This is a genomic window from Nonomuraea rhodomycinica (genome assembly GCF_013363995.1).
Classification (GTDB): domain Bacteria; phylum Actinomycetota; class Actinomycetes; order Streptosporangiales; family Streptosporangiaceae; genus Nonomuraea; species Nonomuraea rhodomycinica.
Genome location: NZ_JABWGO010000008.1, coordinates 49,006 through 65,028, shown reverse-complemented (window position 1 = coordinate 65,028; position 16,023 = coordinate 49,006). Strand labels below are relative to the sequence as shown.

Genomic DNA, 16,023 nt, shown 5'->3' with positions numbered 1-16,023 from the left:
CGCGCGGTCGTGCCCAATCCACGCGGCCCGAGAGCCGCGCGTTCCTGCCTCATCCGCGGAGCCCGGAAGCCCGCGCAAGCCCGCCTCGCCCACGCGACCCCGAGGCCGCGCGGTCCCGCTTCATCCGCACGGCCCTGAGGCCGCGCGGTTCCGCTTCATCCGCACGGCCCTGAGGCCACGCGGTCCCGCCTCACCCACGCGATCCGAAAGCCGCGCAATCCCACCTCACCGCCCGACCGTGAGGTCGTCCGGTGCCGCCGCCTCATTCATCCGGCCCTGACGCCGACCGGGCAGGCGGTCGTGTCCCTCCACGCCCGTCCGGTCGCATCCGACGGCACAGTGACGCCGTCTCCAGCGACGCCCACATCCGGTCGCCGGCCCGGCGGCCTCCTATCCGGCCGATCTTCGGGCCCGTACGGCTGCCGCGAGCGGTGTGTGCGGGCCGGCCGCCAGGATCAGCTCCTCCTGCAACCGCCGCCGCGCCGCCGGGGTGAGCCGATGGAACTGGGGGCCGGGCACGTAGCCGCCCGCCTCCTCGCCCGCCTTCACCTGCGCCAGCAGCCCCGCGTGCCGCAGCACCCGCAGCGCCGCCTCCAGCTCGCCGATCGGCACCTGGGTGTGCCGCCGCAGCTCCTCGACCGGTGTGGGGTGCGGGGACAGCCACGTGTCCTCCGGCAGCACGCCTTCGGCCCGGGGGATCGCCACGGAGTGCACGAGCACCAGCGTGAGCACCGCCCGCTCCGCCTCACCCAGCCCCGTCGAGCCGCTGGGCCCGTTCGAGACGCCGAAGCCCGCGGAGCCACGCTGGCTTCGGGGCCGCCCTGGCGAAGCGAGGGAGCCGCCGTTCCCGAGTGCGTCTACGGTCGAGACGGCCGCGGGCACGACCCCGGCAGCAGCGTCTGCGGGCGAGGCGGTGGCGTCTGCTGGTGAGGCGTTCGCGCCTGCGTGGGACGTATTCGGGCTGCCGGGCGCGGTGGCCGTGCCTGCGGCGGACATGTCCGTGCTCGCGGACACGGCCGTCGCGCCTGCCTCGGGGGCCGTGGTGCCCGCGGCGTGGGCCCGTGCGCCTGTGCCGGTGCCCTTCGGCCCGGGCCGGGTCGCGTCACCGGCCCCGCCGGACCGGCCGAGAAGGCCGGAACCCTCTGCCTCGCGGGACGGGTCGAGAGTGCCGGGCCCCGCTGCCTCGCGGGACGGGCCGTGAGTGCCGGGCCCCGCTGCCTCGCCGGACGGGCCGTGAGTGCCGGGCCCCGCTGCCTCGCCGGACGGGCCGTGAGTGCCGGGCCTCTCCGCCTCACGGGACGGGTCAAGAGCGCCGGGCCTCTCCGCCTCGCCGGCCCGGTCGAGAGCGCCGCCAGCCTCACCGGCGATGCCCGCCCCGCCCGCAAGACCCGTGCCGGCAGTCTCGCGGAGTTGCCGGAGCGCCCGGGCGGCGGTCTCGTCGGAGTATCCGGAGATCCAGCGTTCGCGGTGCTGGATCAGCGTGCGACCGCGCCGGGCGAGCATCTCGCCGAGCGTGTGCCGCAGCGCCGGGTCGCGCAGCGCGGCGAAGCGCGCCTCCTGGACGGGCTCGGCGGCGTACTCCACCACCATGTACGCGGCGACCAGCTCGGCCCGCCGCCTCTCGTCGTAGCCGTCGAGGAGATCGTCGAAGTCGGGCACCCCGGCCTCGGCCCGCCCACCGAGAGCCGGCAAGGCACCCGCCCCGGCCCCGGCGGCCCGGGACCCCGCCGCCTCGGCCTGGGACGGCCGCGGCTCGCCGCCGAGGGCGGTCTCCGCCGCCGCTCCTTCGGGACGGGACCCGGCCGCCGGAGCCTCGGCCCGTTCGGTGGCGGCCGACCGGCTCTCATCCTCGCGGGTTTCGGGCCCGGCGGCATCCGCGTCCGCCTCGGCCCGTTCGGCGGCGGCCGAGCGGCTCTCGCCCTCGCCGGTTTCCGGCCCGGCGGCATTCCCGTCCGCCTCGGACGCGCCCTGGTCCGCTCCGGCGGCCGTCGCCGCGCGGGCCGCCGCGACGATGTCGGAGTCCGCCACCACCCTCAGTTCCTGACGCTCCGGCTCCGGGATCCGGCGTACGAGCTCCTTGAGCTGCGCCAGCGACGACACGGGCCACAGCGCGCACCTCGGCCCGAGGGTCACCAGCCCGTCGGCCATGACGACCCAGGCCGAGTCGTGCAGGCGGCGCAGCGCCCCGATCGCCCAGTTGCGCATGAGGTCGTCCGTGCGGCCGATCAGGGCCCGGTACGTGGCCAGCACCAGCTCCACCGGCGCGGGCTCTCCCGGCCACGGGTCGATGGAGTGGTCGGTCCAGCAGCACTTGAGACACGCGGCCAGGACACGGCGCGTCTCACCGGAGCGCTCCACCGGCACCGGGGCCACCTGGTGCTCCTCCAGCAGCGCCGGGGTGACGCCGTCGGGCCACACCGGGAGCGCCTGGCCGGTGGAGTCGGGCCGGGTGAGCCGGAGCATGCCCGGCGGGGCCGCCGCCCCCGCGCCCAGCGCCAGCGGACCACCGGCGCGGGCCAGCACGTGGGCGGTGGCGCCGTCCGCGGGCGCGCGCTTCGAGGCCCTCGTCATGACTCCCCTCCGGGAAGGCTCGACACGCCCGCGCGAGGAAGACGCGTCGCGTCCCCATGAACGCGAACACGAACACGAACGCCGCCGCCAACGCCAACGCCAACGCCAACGCGAGCATGAACACGAGCGCGAACGCCGACGCCGACGCCGACGCCGACGCGAGCGAGCGGCGTCGGACAGGAACGGGTGCGGATCATGAGGTGCGCTCCAGGTGCCCGTGGGACAGCCAGGCCGGTTCCCGGTCCGGGTCGATGCTGAGGTCGTCGGACCAGGTCAGCCGGTACGGCAGCTCCGGCCGCAGGTCGATCGTGGTCAGGTCGGCGAGCAGCCGCCGGGCGGAGGGCCAGTCGTCGCCGAGCACGTCGGCCAGCGCCACCCGCGACGAGGCCCCGAGCAGCGACTCCGCGACCCCCGTCAGGCGCTCCACGACGGCGCCGGGCGAGGAGTCGAGCGAGGCCTGTGGGCCCGGGTCGGGCAGGGCCGAGCGCGGGGGAGTGGGCTGCGCGGGCGCCGGGCGGGGCGCCTCGTCGACCGCCCGCGCGATCGCCGCCGGGTCGTGCCACGGCGCCGGCGCGTCGAACACGAACCCGTCGAGCACCGCCGCCAGCCGCTCCTTGGAGGCGGTCTGCGTGAACGTGCGCCACGTCTCGGTCGGCAGCAGCGTGAGGTTGCGGGTGGTGCCCGCCGAGTCGGCCAGGCGGCCGGCCGCGCGCCGGGAGGCGTCGCTGTAGGCGTAGATGGCGGCCCGCAGGTCGGTGCAGACCCGGTCGAGCTCGGGCCAGCGGGTCAGGATGGTGCCGTGCAGGCTCTGGGCGCGCCGGGCGATCTCCTCGGTGCCCCACAGCTTGGGCGCCTGCTCGCGCAGCTCCTCGATCGTGCCGGTGGTGAGCGTGATCAGCTCCAGCGCCCACAGCCGGAACGCGCGGGCGAGGTTGGCGGCGCTCTGCCGGGCCTCGTCCATGGTGGTGCGCGGGTCGGCGACGTTGAGGTCCTCGAGGGCGAGCAGCCGGTGCATCTCGGACTGGCCGCCGTCGTCCATCATCCGCCGGATGAACATCAGCCCCACGACGCTGGTGAACGACGCGCGGTAGCGGAGCTGGTTGGGCTTGGGGAACACCTCGCGGATGGCCCCGAGCCCCTTGAGCACCCGCAGCCGGTTGTCGAACTGGTCACCCGGGTAGGCCCGGCAGGCGAAGCGCATCTGCTCGTGCGTCAGCCACTCCTCGCCCGCCTCCGCGAACGCGGCGAACAGGGTCTCGGCGATGTCGACCAGGGCAGGGTCGTCCACCACGGCCCCGCTGTCACGGGCCAGGGCCGCGAACATGCGGCGGTAGGTCGACAGGACCGCCTCGTCGGAGAGCGCGGCGTCGAGGGTCAGGGGCTGATCGGGCACGCGCTCTAAGGTAAGGCTTCCGGCCGACAATCTCGGACCGCGGCGGGACGCGGCCTTCCCGCTCCGGTTCGGCTCCGGGTGGGCGATGCGGCAGAATCCAGGCGCACCGGTACAGGTCGGCGAAGGGGCGGGTGGGCGTGCGGAGTGTCGAGGCGCAGCTGCTGCACCGGCCGCCGGGCCTGGGCGCGGGCGAGGTCGTGCGGCGCCTGCTCGCCGTGCAGGCCCAGGACGTCCCCTCCGCCTGTCTGGCCTTCCGCGCCCGGTCGCCGTCGCTGCTGCTCGCGGACGTCGAGTCGGCGTGGCGCGACCGCGAGATCGTCCGCGTCTGGGGCCCGCGCGGCACCCTGCACTTCGTCCACGCCGACGACCTGCCGTGGCTGCACGCTGTCACCCGGCGCGACGCCGCCACCCTGCGCCGACTGGCCCAGGAGGGCGTCTCCGGCGACGACCTGCTGCCCCTGATCGAGGGCGCCCTGTCCGGTCAGGGGCCGCTGACCAAGGCCGAACTGGAGGAGCGGCTGGCGGGCAGGGCGCGCGGGCAGGGCGTCGTGCACCTGGTCGCGCTGGCCGCCTTCCACGGGCTGGCGGTGCTCGCGCCGCCCCGGGGCGGCAAGCCCACGTACGTCCACGCCGCCGACTGGCTCGGTGCCCCGATCACGCCGGAGCCCGACCGGGAGCGGGCGCTGGCCGAGCTGGCCCGCCGCTACCGCCGGGCCCACCGGCCGTCCGAGCCGGAAGACCTGGCCGCCTGGTCCGGGCTCTCCCTCGGCGAGGCGCGCACGGCCTGGCGCCTGAGCGGCCCCGGCCCCAGCCCGAGCCCCGGCCCCAACCCCGACACCGGCCTCGGCACCGGCACGCCGGACCCGCTCCCCGCGGAGGACGTCCCGGTACGGCTCGTCCCCGCGTTCGACGAGTTCCTGCTCGGCTGGAAGAGCCGCGACCCCGTCGTGCCCGCCGCCCACGCCAGGCAGGTGTTCCCCGGAGGAGGCATCCTGCGCCCCGTGGTGCTGGCCGGCGGCGTGGCGGCGGGCGTCTGGGAGCGCAGGGGCGCGGAGGCGACCGTGAAGCCCTTCGGCCCGCTGCCGGCGGAGGCGCTCGCGGAGGAGGTGGCCGACGTCCGCCGCTTCCTCACCCCGACGAAGGGGTGATGATCTCGTCCGCCGCCCACCGGGCCACTCCTGCGGGGAACGGCGGGCGCAGGTTGAGCACGATGTGGGTCAGCCCGATCCCCGCCAGCTCCTTGACCACGGCGCGGGTCGCCCCCGGGTCCTCGTACGAGACGGTGACCTGCGTGGAGCGGATCAGTGACGCCGGGTCGCGTCCGATGGCCGCGCACCGCTCGTCGAGCGCCCGGTTGCGCTCCGCCACGAACTCCAGGGAGTTGTGCGGCGGGCCGGGCACGTTCCAGATGTCGGCGTGCTCGGCCACGACGCCCAGCGTCCGGTCGCCCCAGCCGCCGACGAGCAGCGGCGGCCGGCGGGCCGGCTTGGGCTCGCAGACCACGTCGCGCAGCCGGTAGTGGCGGCCCTCGAAGTCGAAGCGGTCCTCGGTCCACATGCGCCTGATGATCTGGCAGGACTCCGCGAGCCGGGCCACGCCCTCGCCGGGGGAGGCGATGTGCAGCCCGTACGCGCCGTACTCCCGCGGCACGAGGGTGTCGCCCGGCTGACGGGTGCCGCCCACGCCGAGCCCGAGGACGAGCCGGCCGGGCGCGACGGCGTCCACGGTGGCCGCCATCTTGGCGAGCAGGGCGGGCGCCCGGGTGAGGTTGCCGGTCACGAGATGGCCGAAGGAGAGGCGCTCCGTGCGGGCCGCGAGGGCCGCCAGCATGGTCCAGCCCTCGTGGATGGGCGTGTCCACCGGCCCGAACAGCGGCAGGAGGTGGTCCCACAGCCACGCGTGCTCGATGGCGGGCAGCTCGTCCGCCTCCTGCCAGACCCGCAGCAGGTCGGTGTACGTGACGCCGACGGGAACGGTCTTGATGCCGAAACTCAGCAATGTCAGCTCCACTGATCGTCAGTAAGACTGATGATTACCGTAGTGCGAGAATCTCCCTGTGTCGAGACGCCGCCTGGGTTACCTGTTCAAGCACGCGCAGCTCCGCCTGACCCGGCTCACCGGGCCGGCGCTGGAGCCGCTGGGCATCGACGGCCGCGAGCTGGCCGTGCTCACCGTGCTCGACGCCCGCTCGCCGGTGTCGCAGCAGCAGGCCGCCCAGGAGCTGCGCATCGACCGCACCACGATGGTCGCCATGCTCGACGCGCTGGAGGGCAAGGGGCTCGTGGCGCGCCGCCCCCACCCCGACGACCGGCGCAAGAACGCGGTGGAGCTCACCGCGCACGGCCGCGACGTGCTCACGCGCGGCGCGGCGGCGGTCGAGGAGGCCGAGCGCGCGTTCCTGGAGCCGCTGCCGGAGGACGAGCGGCGCCTGCTCCGCGCCGCCCTCGACCGCCTGGCCTCCGACGGCTAGAGCCGGTGATCTCGTCCTCGCTCCCGGCCAAGCCGGAGACGGCCCGCGGTCTCGCGCCGTGCTGGAGCGCATCGAGATCCGCTCCAGAGGGTTCGCAGCACCATCAGTGCCGCGGCGTAGGCCATGCCGTAGCCCGCGGGGAGCCAGCCGCCTCCGGTCACGGCGACGGTGAGGCTGATCGCCGAGACCGCGGCGAGTATCGCCACGCCGGCGATCCGCTCCCGGCCGGCTTGCGCCGCCACCCCGGCCGCCCCCAGCATGCCCGAGGCGGCGAGGAGATCCGCGATGAGCCACATGTCGAGCAGCCCCGCCCGTGCCAGCAGGTCGAGCAGCGGCAACGGGAGCCCCGGCGTCCAGATCGAGGTGAACCCGCCGATCAAGTTGGCGGCCGAGGGGAGCGCGAGCAGCAGCGACGCCGCGGCCAGTGCCCACCCGCGCCGGCGCCCGCCGATCAGAGTTTCACCCCGGGCCGATCGGTGACCCCGGTGTCCAGACGGACGCCGAGCGGGCGCGGCAGCCGCCGCTCGGCGTAGCCGTGCATCGACGCACCGTGGCGGTGGAACAGCGCGGCGAAGCTCGCCAGGGCTCCGGATGTCATCGGCCGTCTTCCGTTGCGTGGATCCATCGCCCCTTATTCACCGATCGCCCCGAGAGCGTTCAGTCGCGAGGATCCGGAGCGCAGTGACCGCGTGGGTTTCCGTACGGAGCGCGGACGCGGAGGAGGCGGCGACGACGGGCCGGCGCCTGACGAGCGCGCGACGGCGGACGTGCAGGCGTCGCGGGCGGCCGGGGGACGGACAGGGCCGTGGTCAGTGGTCCTGGCGGGAGGGGATCACAGCGGGTTCATCAGGTACGCGCCCGCCGCCACCGACGCGCACGCCACCACCAGGAAGAAGAACACGTAGAAACCGCCCGGCAGGAACGTCAGCCGGGCGAGCTGGTCGGCGTCGGAGTCGCGGGCCTGCCGCAGCCGCCGCTTGCGCTGTAACTCGATGATCGGCCGCACCCCGCCGAACAGCAGGAACCACACCGCCACCATGGCCACCGCCTGCTGCACCTGGCTGGGCGCGTACATCGACAGGGCGAACACCGCGCCGCCGGTCGCCAGCAGGATCAGCGCGCCGTACAGGTTGCGGATCAGCAGCAGCATGCACACGAGGAAGAGCAGCACGCTCCACATGAGCAGCGTGATGCGCCCCTGCTCGGTCAGCCACGCGGCGGCCAGCCCGAGCAGCGACGGCGCGAGGTAGCCGGCGAGCGCGGTCAGCACCATGCCGGGCCCGTTGGGCCGGCCCCGGGTCAGCGTCACGCCCGAGGTGTCGGAGTGCAGCCGGATGCCTTCGAGCTTGCGCCGGGTGAGCAGCGCCATCAGCGCGTGGCCCCCTTCGTGCGCGATCGTGACCAGGCCCCGGCTGAGCTGCCAGGACGTCCTGAACGACACGATCGCGAGCGCCGCCAGAGCGGTGGCCGGCACGACCCAGGGGGCGGGATCGGGTTGTGCCTTGATGAGGTGGGCCCAGAGCTCGTCCATCAAGACGAGACCCTATCCGGGCCGCGGCCCTCGTGCGGAGGCCGCTTGACGGCGGGCTCGCTGGGCAGGTGGGGGACGCCGGCGTTTTCGCGTGCGGGCGCGTTCTCGCGCTGGTCACAGGCTGTTCGCCGGGACGACGGGACGAACGTGATCTGATACAAAAGTGAAGGATCGGCTGGATACATGGCACGACACCACCCGGGACCGGGACAGACGGTCACCCGATCAGCCGGCGGGAAGAGGAACGGCGTGGCACGCATGAGGAGTTTCAGGCGCGGCGAGGCGACCCGCCAGGAGGCGCCCGAGCACGAGATGGACCCGCGTGCCGTCGAGGAGGCGCCGTACCGGCCGACCGTCATCGACAACGCCGTCTACCAGGACGGCCACCGGGTCGACAACCCCGGCTCGCTCGCCGACGCGTTCGAACGGCTCAAGAAGACCCCCGAGAGCCTCGCCTGGATCGGCCTGTACCGGCCGAAGGAGTGGGAGCTGGTCAAGCTCGCCGAGGAGTTCGAGCTGCACGAGCTGGCGCTGGAGGACGCCATCGTCGGCTCCCAGCGCCCGAAGGCCGACCGCTACGGCGACACGCTGTTCGTGGTGCTGCGCGCCGCGCGCTACCTCGACGACGTCGAGGAGGTCGCGTTCGGCGAGGTGCACGTGTTCGTCGGCCCCAACTTCGTCATCACCGTACGCCACGCCGAGGCGCCCGACCTGCACGCCGTGCGCAAACGCATGGAGTCCGACCCCGACCTCCTCCGGCAGGGACCCCAGGCGGTGCTGTACGCGATCCTCGACGCCGTGGTCGACGGCTACGCCCCGGTCGTCGCCGGGCTGCAGAAGGACCTGGAGGAGATCGAGGCCCAGGTGTTCAGCGGCGACCCGTCGGTGTCGCGGCGCGTGTACGAGCTGTCCGGCGAGGTCATCGAGTTCCAGCGGGCCACCGCGCCGCTGGTGCGGCTGATCGACGGCTTCATCGCCGGGGCCGCCAAGTACGGGGTCAACGAGGAGCTGCAGAGCTACCTGCGTGACGTGGCCGACCACGCCATCACGGTCAACGAGCGGGTCGCCGCCTTCCGCCAGATGCTCCAGGACATCCTGGTGATCAACTCCACGCTGGTCACCCAGGCGCAGAACGCCGAGATGGCCAAGATGACCGAGGCGAGCATCCAGCAGGGCGAGGAGGTCAAGAAGATCTCCGCGTGGGCGGCCATCCTGTTCGCGCCGACGCTGGTCGGCACCATCTACGGCATGAACTTCGACCACATGCCCGAGACCCACTGGCTGTTCGGCTACCCGTTCGCGATCGTGCTCATGGGCGTGGTCTGCGTGACCCTCTACCTGGTCTTCAAACGGCGCGACTGGCTGTGACGCGGCGGCTCACCCCGAGGAGGGGCCCTCGTCGGTCCAGCCGGCCGCCAGCACGATCCGCGTCTCCCGGCCGTCGCCCGTGCCGGGGCTGTCGCTGCTGGAGAGCACCTGCGAGCTGGCCGGGTCGAGGACCAGCGTCCGCCGCACGCCCGTGGCGGGGTCCAGCGTGAACGCGAACGCCTCGCCCGGCCGGCCCTTCGGGTCGGCCGAGCGGCCCAGGTAGCGCACGTTCGGCAGGTCCGCGAGCAGCCGGTACGCGGCGGCGCGCACGGCGGGCGGCGACGGCTTGCTCCACAGCAGCCCGCTCACCGCGTCGGCCAGCACCCCGTCGCCGGAGCCGGGGGGCAGCAGCGCCACCACCCGCCGCCGGAGCGCGCCCGCGTCGGCCGGCAGCCCCTCGATCTCCGCGACCGACAGGGGGCGGCCCGCCATGGTGAACGGCCTGGCGACCGGCCGCACGCCGCTCCCCGCCCCGGGCCCCGAGATCCAGGCGCGGCCGTCGCGGGCCGCCCACAGGGTGGTCACCTCGGCGCCGGTCTGCCGCGTGACGCGCCAGTACGCGCCCCGCGCCGGCGGCTCGGAGGCCGCCGTGGTCGCCGCCGCCAGCAGCACGGCCCGGCCCGTGGCCGCCGCGTCGATCCGCACGGGCGCGGGAGGGCCGCCCAGGGCGCCCGAGGCGCCGAAGGCGACGACCACGGCCGCCAGCGCCGCCGCCGCGCCCGCCAGCGCCCCTCCCCACGAGAGCCGCCGCCGCTGGGAAGACGGCCGGGAAGGCCGCCGCTCCTGCCGCGCCGCCCACGGCAACACCCGCCACCGCCGGGTACGCCGCCGCTCCAGGCGGGCCCGCACCCGGGCCCGCGCCGCCGGGTCCGGCCGCGGCGGCTCGCCGTACAGGTCGCGGACCAGCTCCAGCTCATCCACGGCCGGCCTCCTCCATCTCCACCATGGGATTGCTGCCGCCGAGCGCCGCGCGCAGCTTGCGCCGGGCCCGGCTCAGCCGCGACCCGACCGTGCCGTACGGGATGTCCAGGGCCGTGGCGATCTCCTCGTGGCTCAGCCCGGCCAGCGCCACGAGCAGCACCACGTCCCTGTCGCGGCGGTGCAGCGCCGCCAGGGCGGCGGCCAGCTCCGGCCGCAGGCTCTGCGCGCTCACCTGCGCGCTGACCCGGTCCTCGTGCCCGGGGGCGCTGTCCGCCTCGGCCCCGTGGCGGCCCAGCGCGCGCAGCGCCCGCGCCTCCTGGCGGCGGTGCCGGCCCACGAGCTTGGTGGCGATGCCGAACAGCCACGCCCGCGCCGTCGCCCGCGACGGGTCGTACTGGCCGCGCTTGCGGAAGGCGATGAGGAACGTGTCCGAGGCGACGTCCTCGGCGTGGTCCGGGCCGAGCCGCTGCGCGACGTAGGCGTGGATCTCGCCGAAGCAGGCGTCGAAGACGGCCGCGAACGCGTCGGCGTCCGTCAGGGGCGCCCCCTCCAGCCGTTCACGCGCGTGCGCGTCGCCCGCCCGCGCGCCGAGCCACGGCATCGCCGTCACGATGCTCTCCCCGTCATGTGCCACCCTCCGGACGCGATCAGCCGACATGGTTGTTCTCCCGATCCGCCCGATCGCTTTCACGCCCGGTTCCACGCGGGCACCCGCGCAAGGGTACGGCCCCGGGCCCGCCGACGGGAGCGGGACCGGGGCCGTACCGGATCTTGCGGAGTGGCCCTACTGGACGGGCGGGTTCGCGTTCTGCAGGAGCTGGCGGAACTGGGCGGAGAACCAGTGGCCGGACAGCGGCGCGTTGGGCAGCGCCCCGGTCAGGTTGTTGCCGTTGCGGTCGTTGCCGGTGTACGTCGGGTCGCACATCCGGTCGAAGCCCTTGCCCTCGTCGTTGTCGATCGCGGTGCTGGAGCCGTCGGACTCACCCGGCGGCTTGATCCACACGTACGCGTCGAGACCGGGCGCCGGGTTGGGCCGCGGCCGCTCGCCGAGGCCGGCGCCGCTCTGGTTGCACCAGTTGCCGGCGTGGATGCGCCGGTCGACGCGCGACTGGTTGACGAACTCGTCCACGTTGGTGGAGGTGCTGGGGCCGGTGGGCCGGGCCGAGCCGCCCCAGCCGTTGCGCGAGGTGTCGATGAGCATGCCGATCGTCGACGGGAAGCCCTTGGACACCAGCGCGTTGCGGAACGCCTGCGCGAAGGTCAGCTCGTCCACGTAGTCGTTCCAGTCCAGCCACTTCGACTGGCGCACGGACGTGCCGTTCACGGTGGTGCTCACCGTGAAGTACGGCTCGGTCAGGGCGGAGTAGTTGGCGGTGTTGGTGATGAAGCCGTCCACGCTGGCGTAGCCGGCCGTGGTGCCGCGGGCGGTGGAGGCCATGAGGTCGGCGGTCGGGCCGAAGTTGCTGGACCAGCCGATCCAGCCGTGGTGGGCGGCGTCGAGGTAGGTGTAGACGTTCGGGATGGCGTGCAGCTTGTTCAGCGCGTACTGGATGCCCTGCACGTACGCGCCGGACGACTGCGCCTCGGCGCACTTGGCCAGGTTGGTGTTGGTGACCAGGTTGGGCAGCGAGTCGATTTCGACGACGGTGACGATCCGCAGGGCCGCGTACTTCGGGTCGGCCATGATCTCGGCGATCGGGTCGATGTACTCGGTCTTGTAGCGGGCCAGGCCGTTCTGGGAGATGAGCAGCTCGCCGTTGGAGGCCAGCGCGGAGCAGTCGCGGTTGGGCAGGTTGTAGATGACGAACTGGATGGTCAGCGGCGCGCTGCCGTTGGCCGCGTCCTGGGTGAGGGCGGCGTCGAGGTGGGCGCGGACGCCCTTGGCGCCGCCGGTGCCGGCGATGGCGGCGATGCGGTCGATCCACACGCCGGTGGAGGTGTTGGCGACCGCCGAGCCGCCGGGCTCGGCCGCGGCCTTGGCCGACCAGTCGCTGTTGACGTAGCCGGTGGCCCCGGCGTACGGGTTGTCGACGTGGCCGGGCCCGCCGCCGCCGGTGTCGTTGTCGGCCTCGGTCGCGGTGACGGTCACGCTGGTCAGGCCGCTGGAGGCGACGGTGATCGGGCGGGTGCCGTTGGTGGTGTCGCTGTCCTCGGCGGCCGAGACGGTGACGTTCTGCGCGGTGTTCCAGTTGGCCGAGGTGAACGTGAGGCTGGCTCCGCCGGTGACGGTGAGGTTGCTGTCGCCGGTGCCCGCGGTCGAGGTGACGGTCACGTTCGAGGTGGGCTGGACGGCCAGGCGCACCGCGTACGTGGCGCTGCCACCCTCGGGCACGCTCAGGGAGGTCGGCGTCACCTGGAGGGCCTGCTGGCCGGGGTTGCCGGGGCCGCCTCCGCCGCCGCAGGTCACGCCGTTGAGGGCGAAGCCGGTGGGGTTGGTGTTGGTGCCGCTGTAGGAGCCGTTGAAGCCGATCGTCCACTGCGCGCCACTGGCCTGGGTGCCGTTGTAGCCGAGGCTGGCCGCGGTGACGTTCTGGCCGGACTGGCTCCAGTCGGCCGACCACCCGTTGGTCACCTGCTGGTTGCCCGGCCAGGTGTAGGTGAGCCGCCAGGACGTGAGGGCGTCGCCCGTGTTGGTGATGGTGACGTTGGCCCCGAAGCCGCCGCCGCTGTCCCAGGTCTTGCTGTACGCGACCGAGCAGGCGACGGCGGCCTGCGCCGAGGGCGCCGACATCAGCGCCGTGGCGAGCCCTGCGAGCAGGGCGCACACCGCGACGAGAAGGCGGTTTCTCATGTGGGGGGTCCTCTCAGAAGTGGGAGCGCTCCCATCCATAGCCCGGAATCACACCGGTGTACAGACTCCGGTGAGCCGGAGTCCCGAAGCCGCACCAGAGCCGTGAAACTTTCATCCAGCGCCGTGATCCCGCACGCCGCGCGGTGAAACTTTCACCTCGCCGCCCGTCCCGACCTGGAAACCGCCGTCCCGGCGCCGCCGTCCCCTGGGCGCGGCACCGGCACGCGCTTAACATCCGCGTAACCCCAGCGTGTTGGGAGCGCTCCCATTCGGAAGTCGAGAGGACCTTCATGAGACACCGCCTCCTCGCCGCGCTCGCCGTCCTCGTCCTGTCCGTCTCCACGGCGCTGGCCGGCGCGGGCACCGCCATGGCCGCGGTGGCCTGCTCGGTCACGTACGTGAAGTCCTGGGACAGCGGCGGCGGCTTCGGCGCCAACATCACCATCACCAACACCGGCGACCCGCTGACCAGCTGGCGGCTGACCTACGGCTGGCCCGGCAACCAGCAGGTCACCAACGGCTGGTCGGCCGCCTGGAGCCAGTCCGGCCAGAACGTCACCGCCACCAACCTCAGCTACAACGGCACCCAGGCCAAGGGCGCCCAGTGGACCATCGGCTTCAACGGCTCCTACAGCGGCACCAACACCAACCCCACCGGCTTCGCCCTCAACGGCGTGACCTGCGGCGGCAACGGACCCGGCCCCGACCCCGGCGAGCAGGCCATCCAGGTCAGCCCCACGGCGGTGACCGTGCCCGAGGGCGGCACCGCCACCTACGGCGTCCGCCTGGCCACGCAGCCCACCTCGAACGTGACCGTCACCTCCACCGCCGGCAGCGGCGACGCCGACCTGACCGTCACCGGCGGCGCCAGCCTCACCTTCACCTCCGCCAACTGGAACACGGTCCAGAACGTCACCGTCTCGGCCGCCCAGGACAGCGACACCACCAACGGCAGCCGGTCCCTCACCGTCGCCTCCAGCGGCCTGGCCGGCGTGACCGTCACCGCCACCGAGGCCGACGACGACGCGCCGCCGGCCAACAACTACGTGGCCGAGTTCACCACCCAGTACAACAAGCTCAAGGACCCGGCCAACGGCTACTTCTCGCCCGAGGGCATCCCGTACCACTCGATCGAGACCCTCATCGTCGAGGCCCCCGACCACGGCCACGAGACGACCTCCGAGGCGTTCAGCTTCTGGCTGTGGCTGGAGGCGCAGTACGGCAGGGTCACCGGCAACTGGGCGCCGTTCAACAACGCCTGGAACGTGATGGAGCAGTACATCATCCCGTCGGCCGCCGCCCAGCCGGGCGGCTCCTCCACCTACAACCCCAACGACCCCGCCGACTACGCGCCCGAGAAGCCGCAGCCCAGCGGCTACCCGGTGGCGCTCGACTCGAGCGTCGTCGCCGGCCAGGACCCGCTCGCCAACGAGCTGCAGAGCACGTACGGCAACCGCAACGTCTACGGCATGCACTGGCTGCTCGACGTGGACGACGTCTACGGCTACGGCACCGGCCGCGGCGCCAACCTCAGCGAGTGCGGCGACAACACCAAGCGCGTCACCTACATCAACACCTTCCAGCGCGGCCCGCAGGAGTCCACCTGGGAGACCGTCGCCCACCCGTCGTGCGAGACCGGCCGCTTCGGCAAGTCCGGCGCCGGCTACCCGCCGCTGTTCATCCAGGGCGGCGGCGCCAACCAGTGGCGCTACACCGACGCCCCCGACGCCGACGCGCGCGCCGTCCAGGCCGCGTACTGGGCGCTGACCTGGGCCACCGCGCAGGGCAAGCAGTCGCAGATCTCCACCACCCTGACCAAGGCCGCCAAGATGGGCGACTTCCTGCGCTACGCCTTCTACGACAAGTACTTCAAGAACCCCGGCTGCACCTCCAAGTCCTGCACCCCGGGCAGCGGCAAGAGCAGCTCGTCGTACATGATGACCTGGTACTACGCCTGGGGTGGCGACACCGGCGGCGCCTGGGCGTGGCGCGTCGGCTCCAGCTCCTGGCACCAGGGCTACCAGAACCCGCTGGCCGCCTGGGTACTGTCGTCCGCCGGCCCGGCCTCGCTGCGCCCGCAGTCGCCGACCGCCGCCTCCGACTGGCAGACCAGCCTGAACCGGCAGCTCGACTCGTACCTGTGGCTGCAGTCCGCCGAGGGCGGCATCGCCGGCGGCGCCACCAACAGCTGGAACGGCGACTACCAGGCGCCGCCCGCCGGCACGCCCACCTTCTACGGCTGGGCCTACGACTGGCAGCCCGTCTACCACGACCCGCCGAGCAACCGGTGGTTCGGCTTCCAGGCGTGGTCGCTGGAGCGCGTGGCTGAGTACTACTACGTCACCGGTGACGCCAAGGCCAAGGCCATCCTCGACAAGTGGGTGCCGTGGGCGCTGGCCAACACCACGTTCGGCGCCGGCGGCGACTACCGCATCCCCAACGACATGACCTGGACCGGCGCGCCCGCGGCCAGCTACAGCGGCGGCGGCACCCCGGGCCCCAACCCCGGCCTGCACGTCACCGTGGTCAACACCACCAACGACGTCGGCGTGGCCGCCGCCTACGCCCGCACGCTCACCTGGTACGCGGCCAAGTCCGGCAACGCGGCGGCCAAGACCGGCGCCAAGAACCTCATCGACGGCATCCTCGCCCACAAGGACGCCAAGGGCGCCGTGGTGAGCGAGACCCGCGAGGACTACAACCGCTTCGACGACCCGAACGACGACTCCACGAACACCGGCCTGTACATCCCGCCGGGCTACACCGGGACCATGCCCAACGGCGACCAGATCGCCCCCGGCAAGACGTTCCTCGACATCCGCTCCTTCTACAAGAGCGACCCCGACTGGCCCAAGGTCCAGAGCTACCTGAACGGCGGCTCCGCGCCGACGTTCACCTACCACCGCTTCTGGGCGCAGGCCGACATCGCCATGGCCGCGGCCGACTACGGCACCCTCTTCCCGAACGGATGACCGCTC

At 73.6% G+C, this 16,023-nt stretch carries 13 protein-coding genes; 4 read left to right on the top strand and 9 right to left on the bottom strand.

What is annotated here, in order from left to right; all coding sequences use genetic code 11:
* Nucleotides 1-390 precede the first annotated feature (390 nt).
* Nucleotides 391-2,571, bottom strand: coding sequence for a hypothetical protein (locus tag HT134_RS46070; protein WP_246365692.1), 2,181 nt, complete (start codon nt 2,569-2,571; stop codon nt 391-393).
* A gap of 193 nt (nt 2,572-2,764) precedes the next feature.
* On the bottom strand, nt 2,765-3,964 hold the full coding sequence (locus tag HT134_RS28495; RefSeq protein WP_175603555.1) for a hypothetical protein: 1,200 nt from the start codon (nt 3,962-3,964) through the stop codon (nt 2,765-2,767).
* A 137-nt stretch (nt 3,965-4,101) separates the two neighbouring features.
* Between HT134_RS28495 and HT134_RS28490 the strand changes: the two genes are divergently transcribed.
* Complete coding sequence (locus tag HT134_RS28490) at nt 4,102-5,112, top strand: winged helix DNA-binding domain-containing protein (RefSeq protein ID WP_175603554.1); 1,011 nt, start codon at nt 4,102-4,104, stop codon at nt 5,110-5,112.
* Here the strand turns inward: HT134_RS28490 and HT134_RS28485 are convergent.
* Nucleotides 5,093-5,962 carry an LLM class flavin-dependent oxidoreductase gene (locus tag HT134_RS28485; protein WP_246365689.1) on the bottom strand — a complete coding sequence of 290 codons (870 nt, stop codon included), beginning with the start codon at nt 5,960-5,962 and terminating at the stop codon, nt 5,093-5,095. The two genes, HT134_RS28490 and HT134_RS28485, sit on opposite strands and share 20 nt — an antisense overlap.
* Nucleotides 5,963-6,020: 58 nt before the next feature.
* On the opposite strand from HT134_RS28485, the gene HT134_RS28480 reads away from it, so the two are divergent.
* Complete coding sequence (locus HT134_RS28480) at nt 6,021-6,434, top strand: MarR family winged helix-turn-helix transcriptional regulator (protein WP_175603552.1); 414 nt, start codon at nt 6,021-6,023, stop codon at nt 6,432-6,434.
* On the opposite strand, the gene HT134_RS28475 is transcribed toward HT134_RS28480, so the two are convergent.
* The 3 genes from HT134_RS28475 to HT134_RS28465 form a co-directional block, all read right to left on the bottom strand.
* The gene (locus HT134_RS28475) at nt 6,431-6,814 is read right to left on the bottom strand and encodes a hypothetical protein (RefSeq protein WP_175603551.1); all 384 of its coding nucleotides are present in this window, start codon (nt 6,812-6,814) and stop codon (nt 6,431-6,433) included. The two genes, HT134_RS28480 and HT134_RS28475, sit on opposite strands and share 4 nt — an antisense overlap.
* Before the next feature lie 71 nt (nt 6,815-6,885).
* The gene (locus HT134_RS28470; RefSeq protein WP_175603550.1) at nt 6,886-7,032 is read right to left on the bottom strand and encodes a hypothetical protein; all 147 of its coding nucleotides are present in this window, start codon (nt 7,030-7,032) and stop codon (nt 6,886-6,888) included.
* A 234-nt stretch (nt 7,033-7,266) separates the two neighbouring features.
* On the bottom strand, nt 7,267-7,965 hold the full coding sequence (locus HT134_RS28465; RefSeq protein WP_175603549.1) for a M50 family metallopeptidase: 699 nt from the start codon (nt 7,963-7,965) through the stop codon (nt 7,267-7,269).
* 258 nt (nt 7,966-8,223) lie between these two features.
* Between HT134_RS28465 and HT134_RS28460 the strand changes: the two genes are divergently transcribed.
* Nucleotides 8,224-9,333 carry a magnesium and cobalt transport protein CorA gene (locus HT134_RS28460; protein WP_175603548.1) on the top strand — a complete coding sequence of 370 codons (1,110 nt, stop codon included), beginning with the start codon at nt 8,224-8,226 and terminating at the stop codon, nt 9,331-9,333.
* A 9-nt stretch (nt 9,334-9,342) separates the two neighbouring features.
* Here the strand turns inward: HT134_RS28460 and HT134_RS28455 are convergent, their stop codons facing one another.
* The 3 genes from HT134_RS28455 to HT134_RS28445 form a co-directional block, all read right to left on the bottom strand.
* Nucleotides 9,343-10,254, bottom strand: a complete 912-nt coding sequence (locus HT134_RS28455; RefSeq protein WP_175603547.1) for a CU044_5270 family protein — start codon at nt 10,252-10,254, stop codon at nt 9,343-9,345.
* Nucleotides 10,247-10,855, bottom strand: a complete 609-nt coding sequence (locus HT134_RS28450) for an RNA polymerase sigma factor (protein WP_175603800.1) — start codon at nt 10,853-10,855, stop codon at nt 10,247-10,249. The genes HT134_RS28455 and HT134_RS28450 overlap by 8 nt, the downstream gene beginning before the upstream one ends.
* A 183-nt stretch (nt 10,856-11,038) precedes the next feature.
* Nucleotides 11,039-13,045, bottom strand: a complete 2,007-nt coding sequence (locus tag HT134_RS28445; protein ID WP_281387699.1) for a glycoside hydrolase family 6 protein — start codon at nt 13,043-13,045, stop codon at nt 11,039-11,041.
* A gap of 290 nt (nt 13,046-13,335) precedes the next feature.
* Here HT134_RS28445 and HT134_RS28440 point away from each other — a divergent pair, with 290 nt between their 5' ends.
* Entirely contained in the window at nt 13,336-16,017 is a 2,682-nt protein-coding gene (locus tag HT134_RS28440; RefSeq protein WP_175603546.1) for a glycoside hydrolase family 48 protein, read from the top strand.
* Nucleotides 16,018-16,023: the final 6 nt, after the last annotated feature.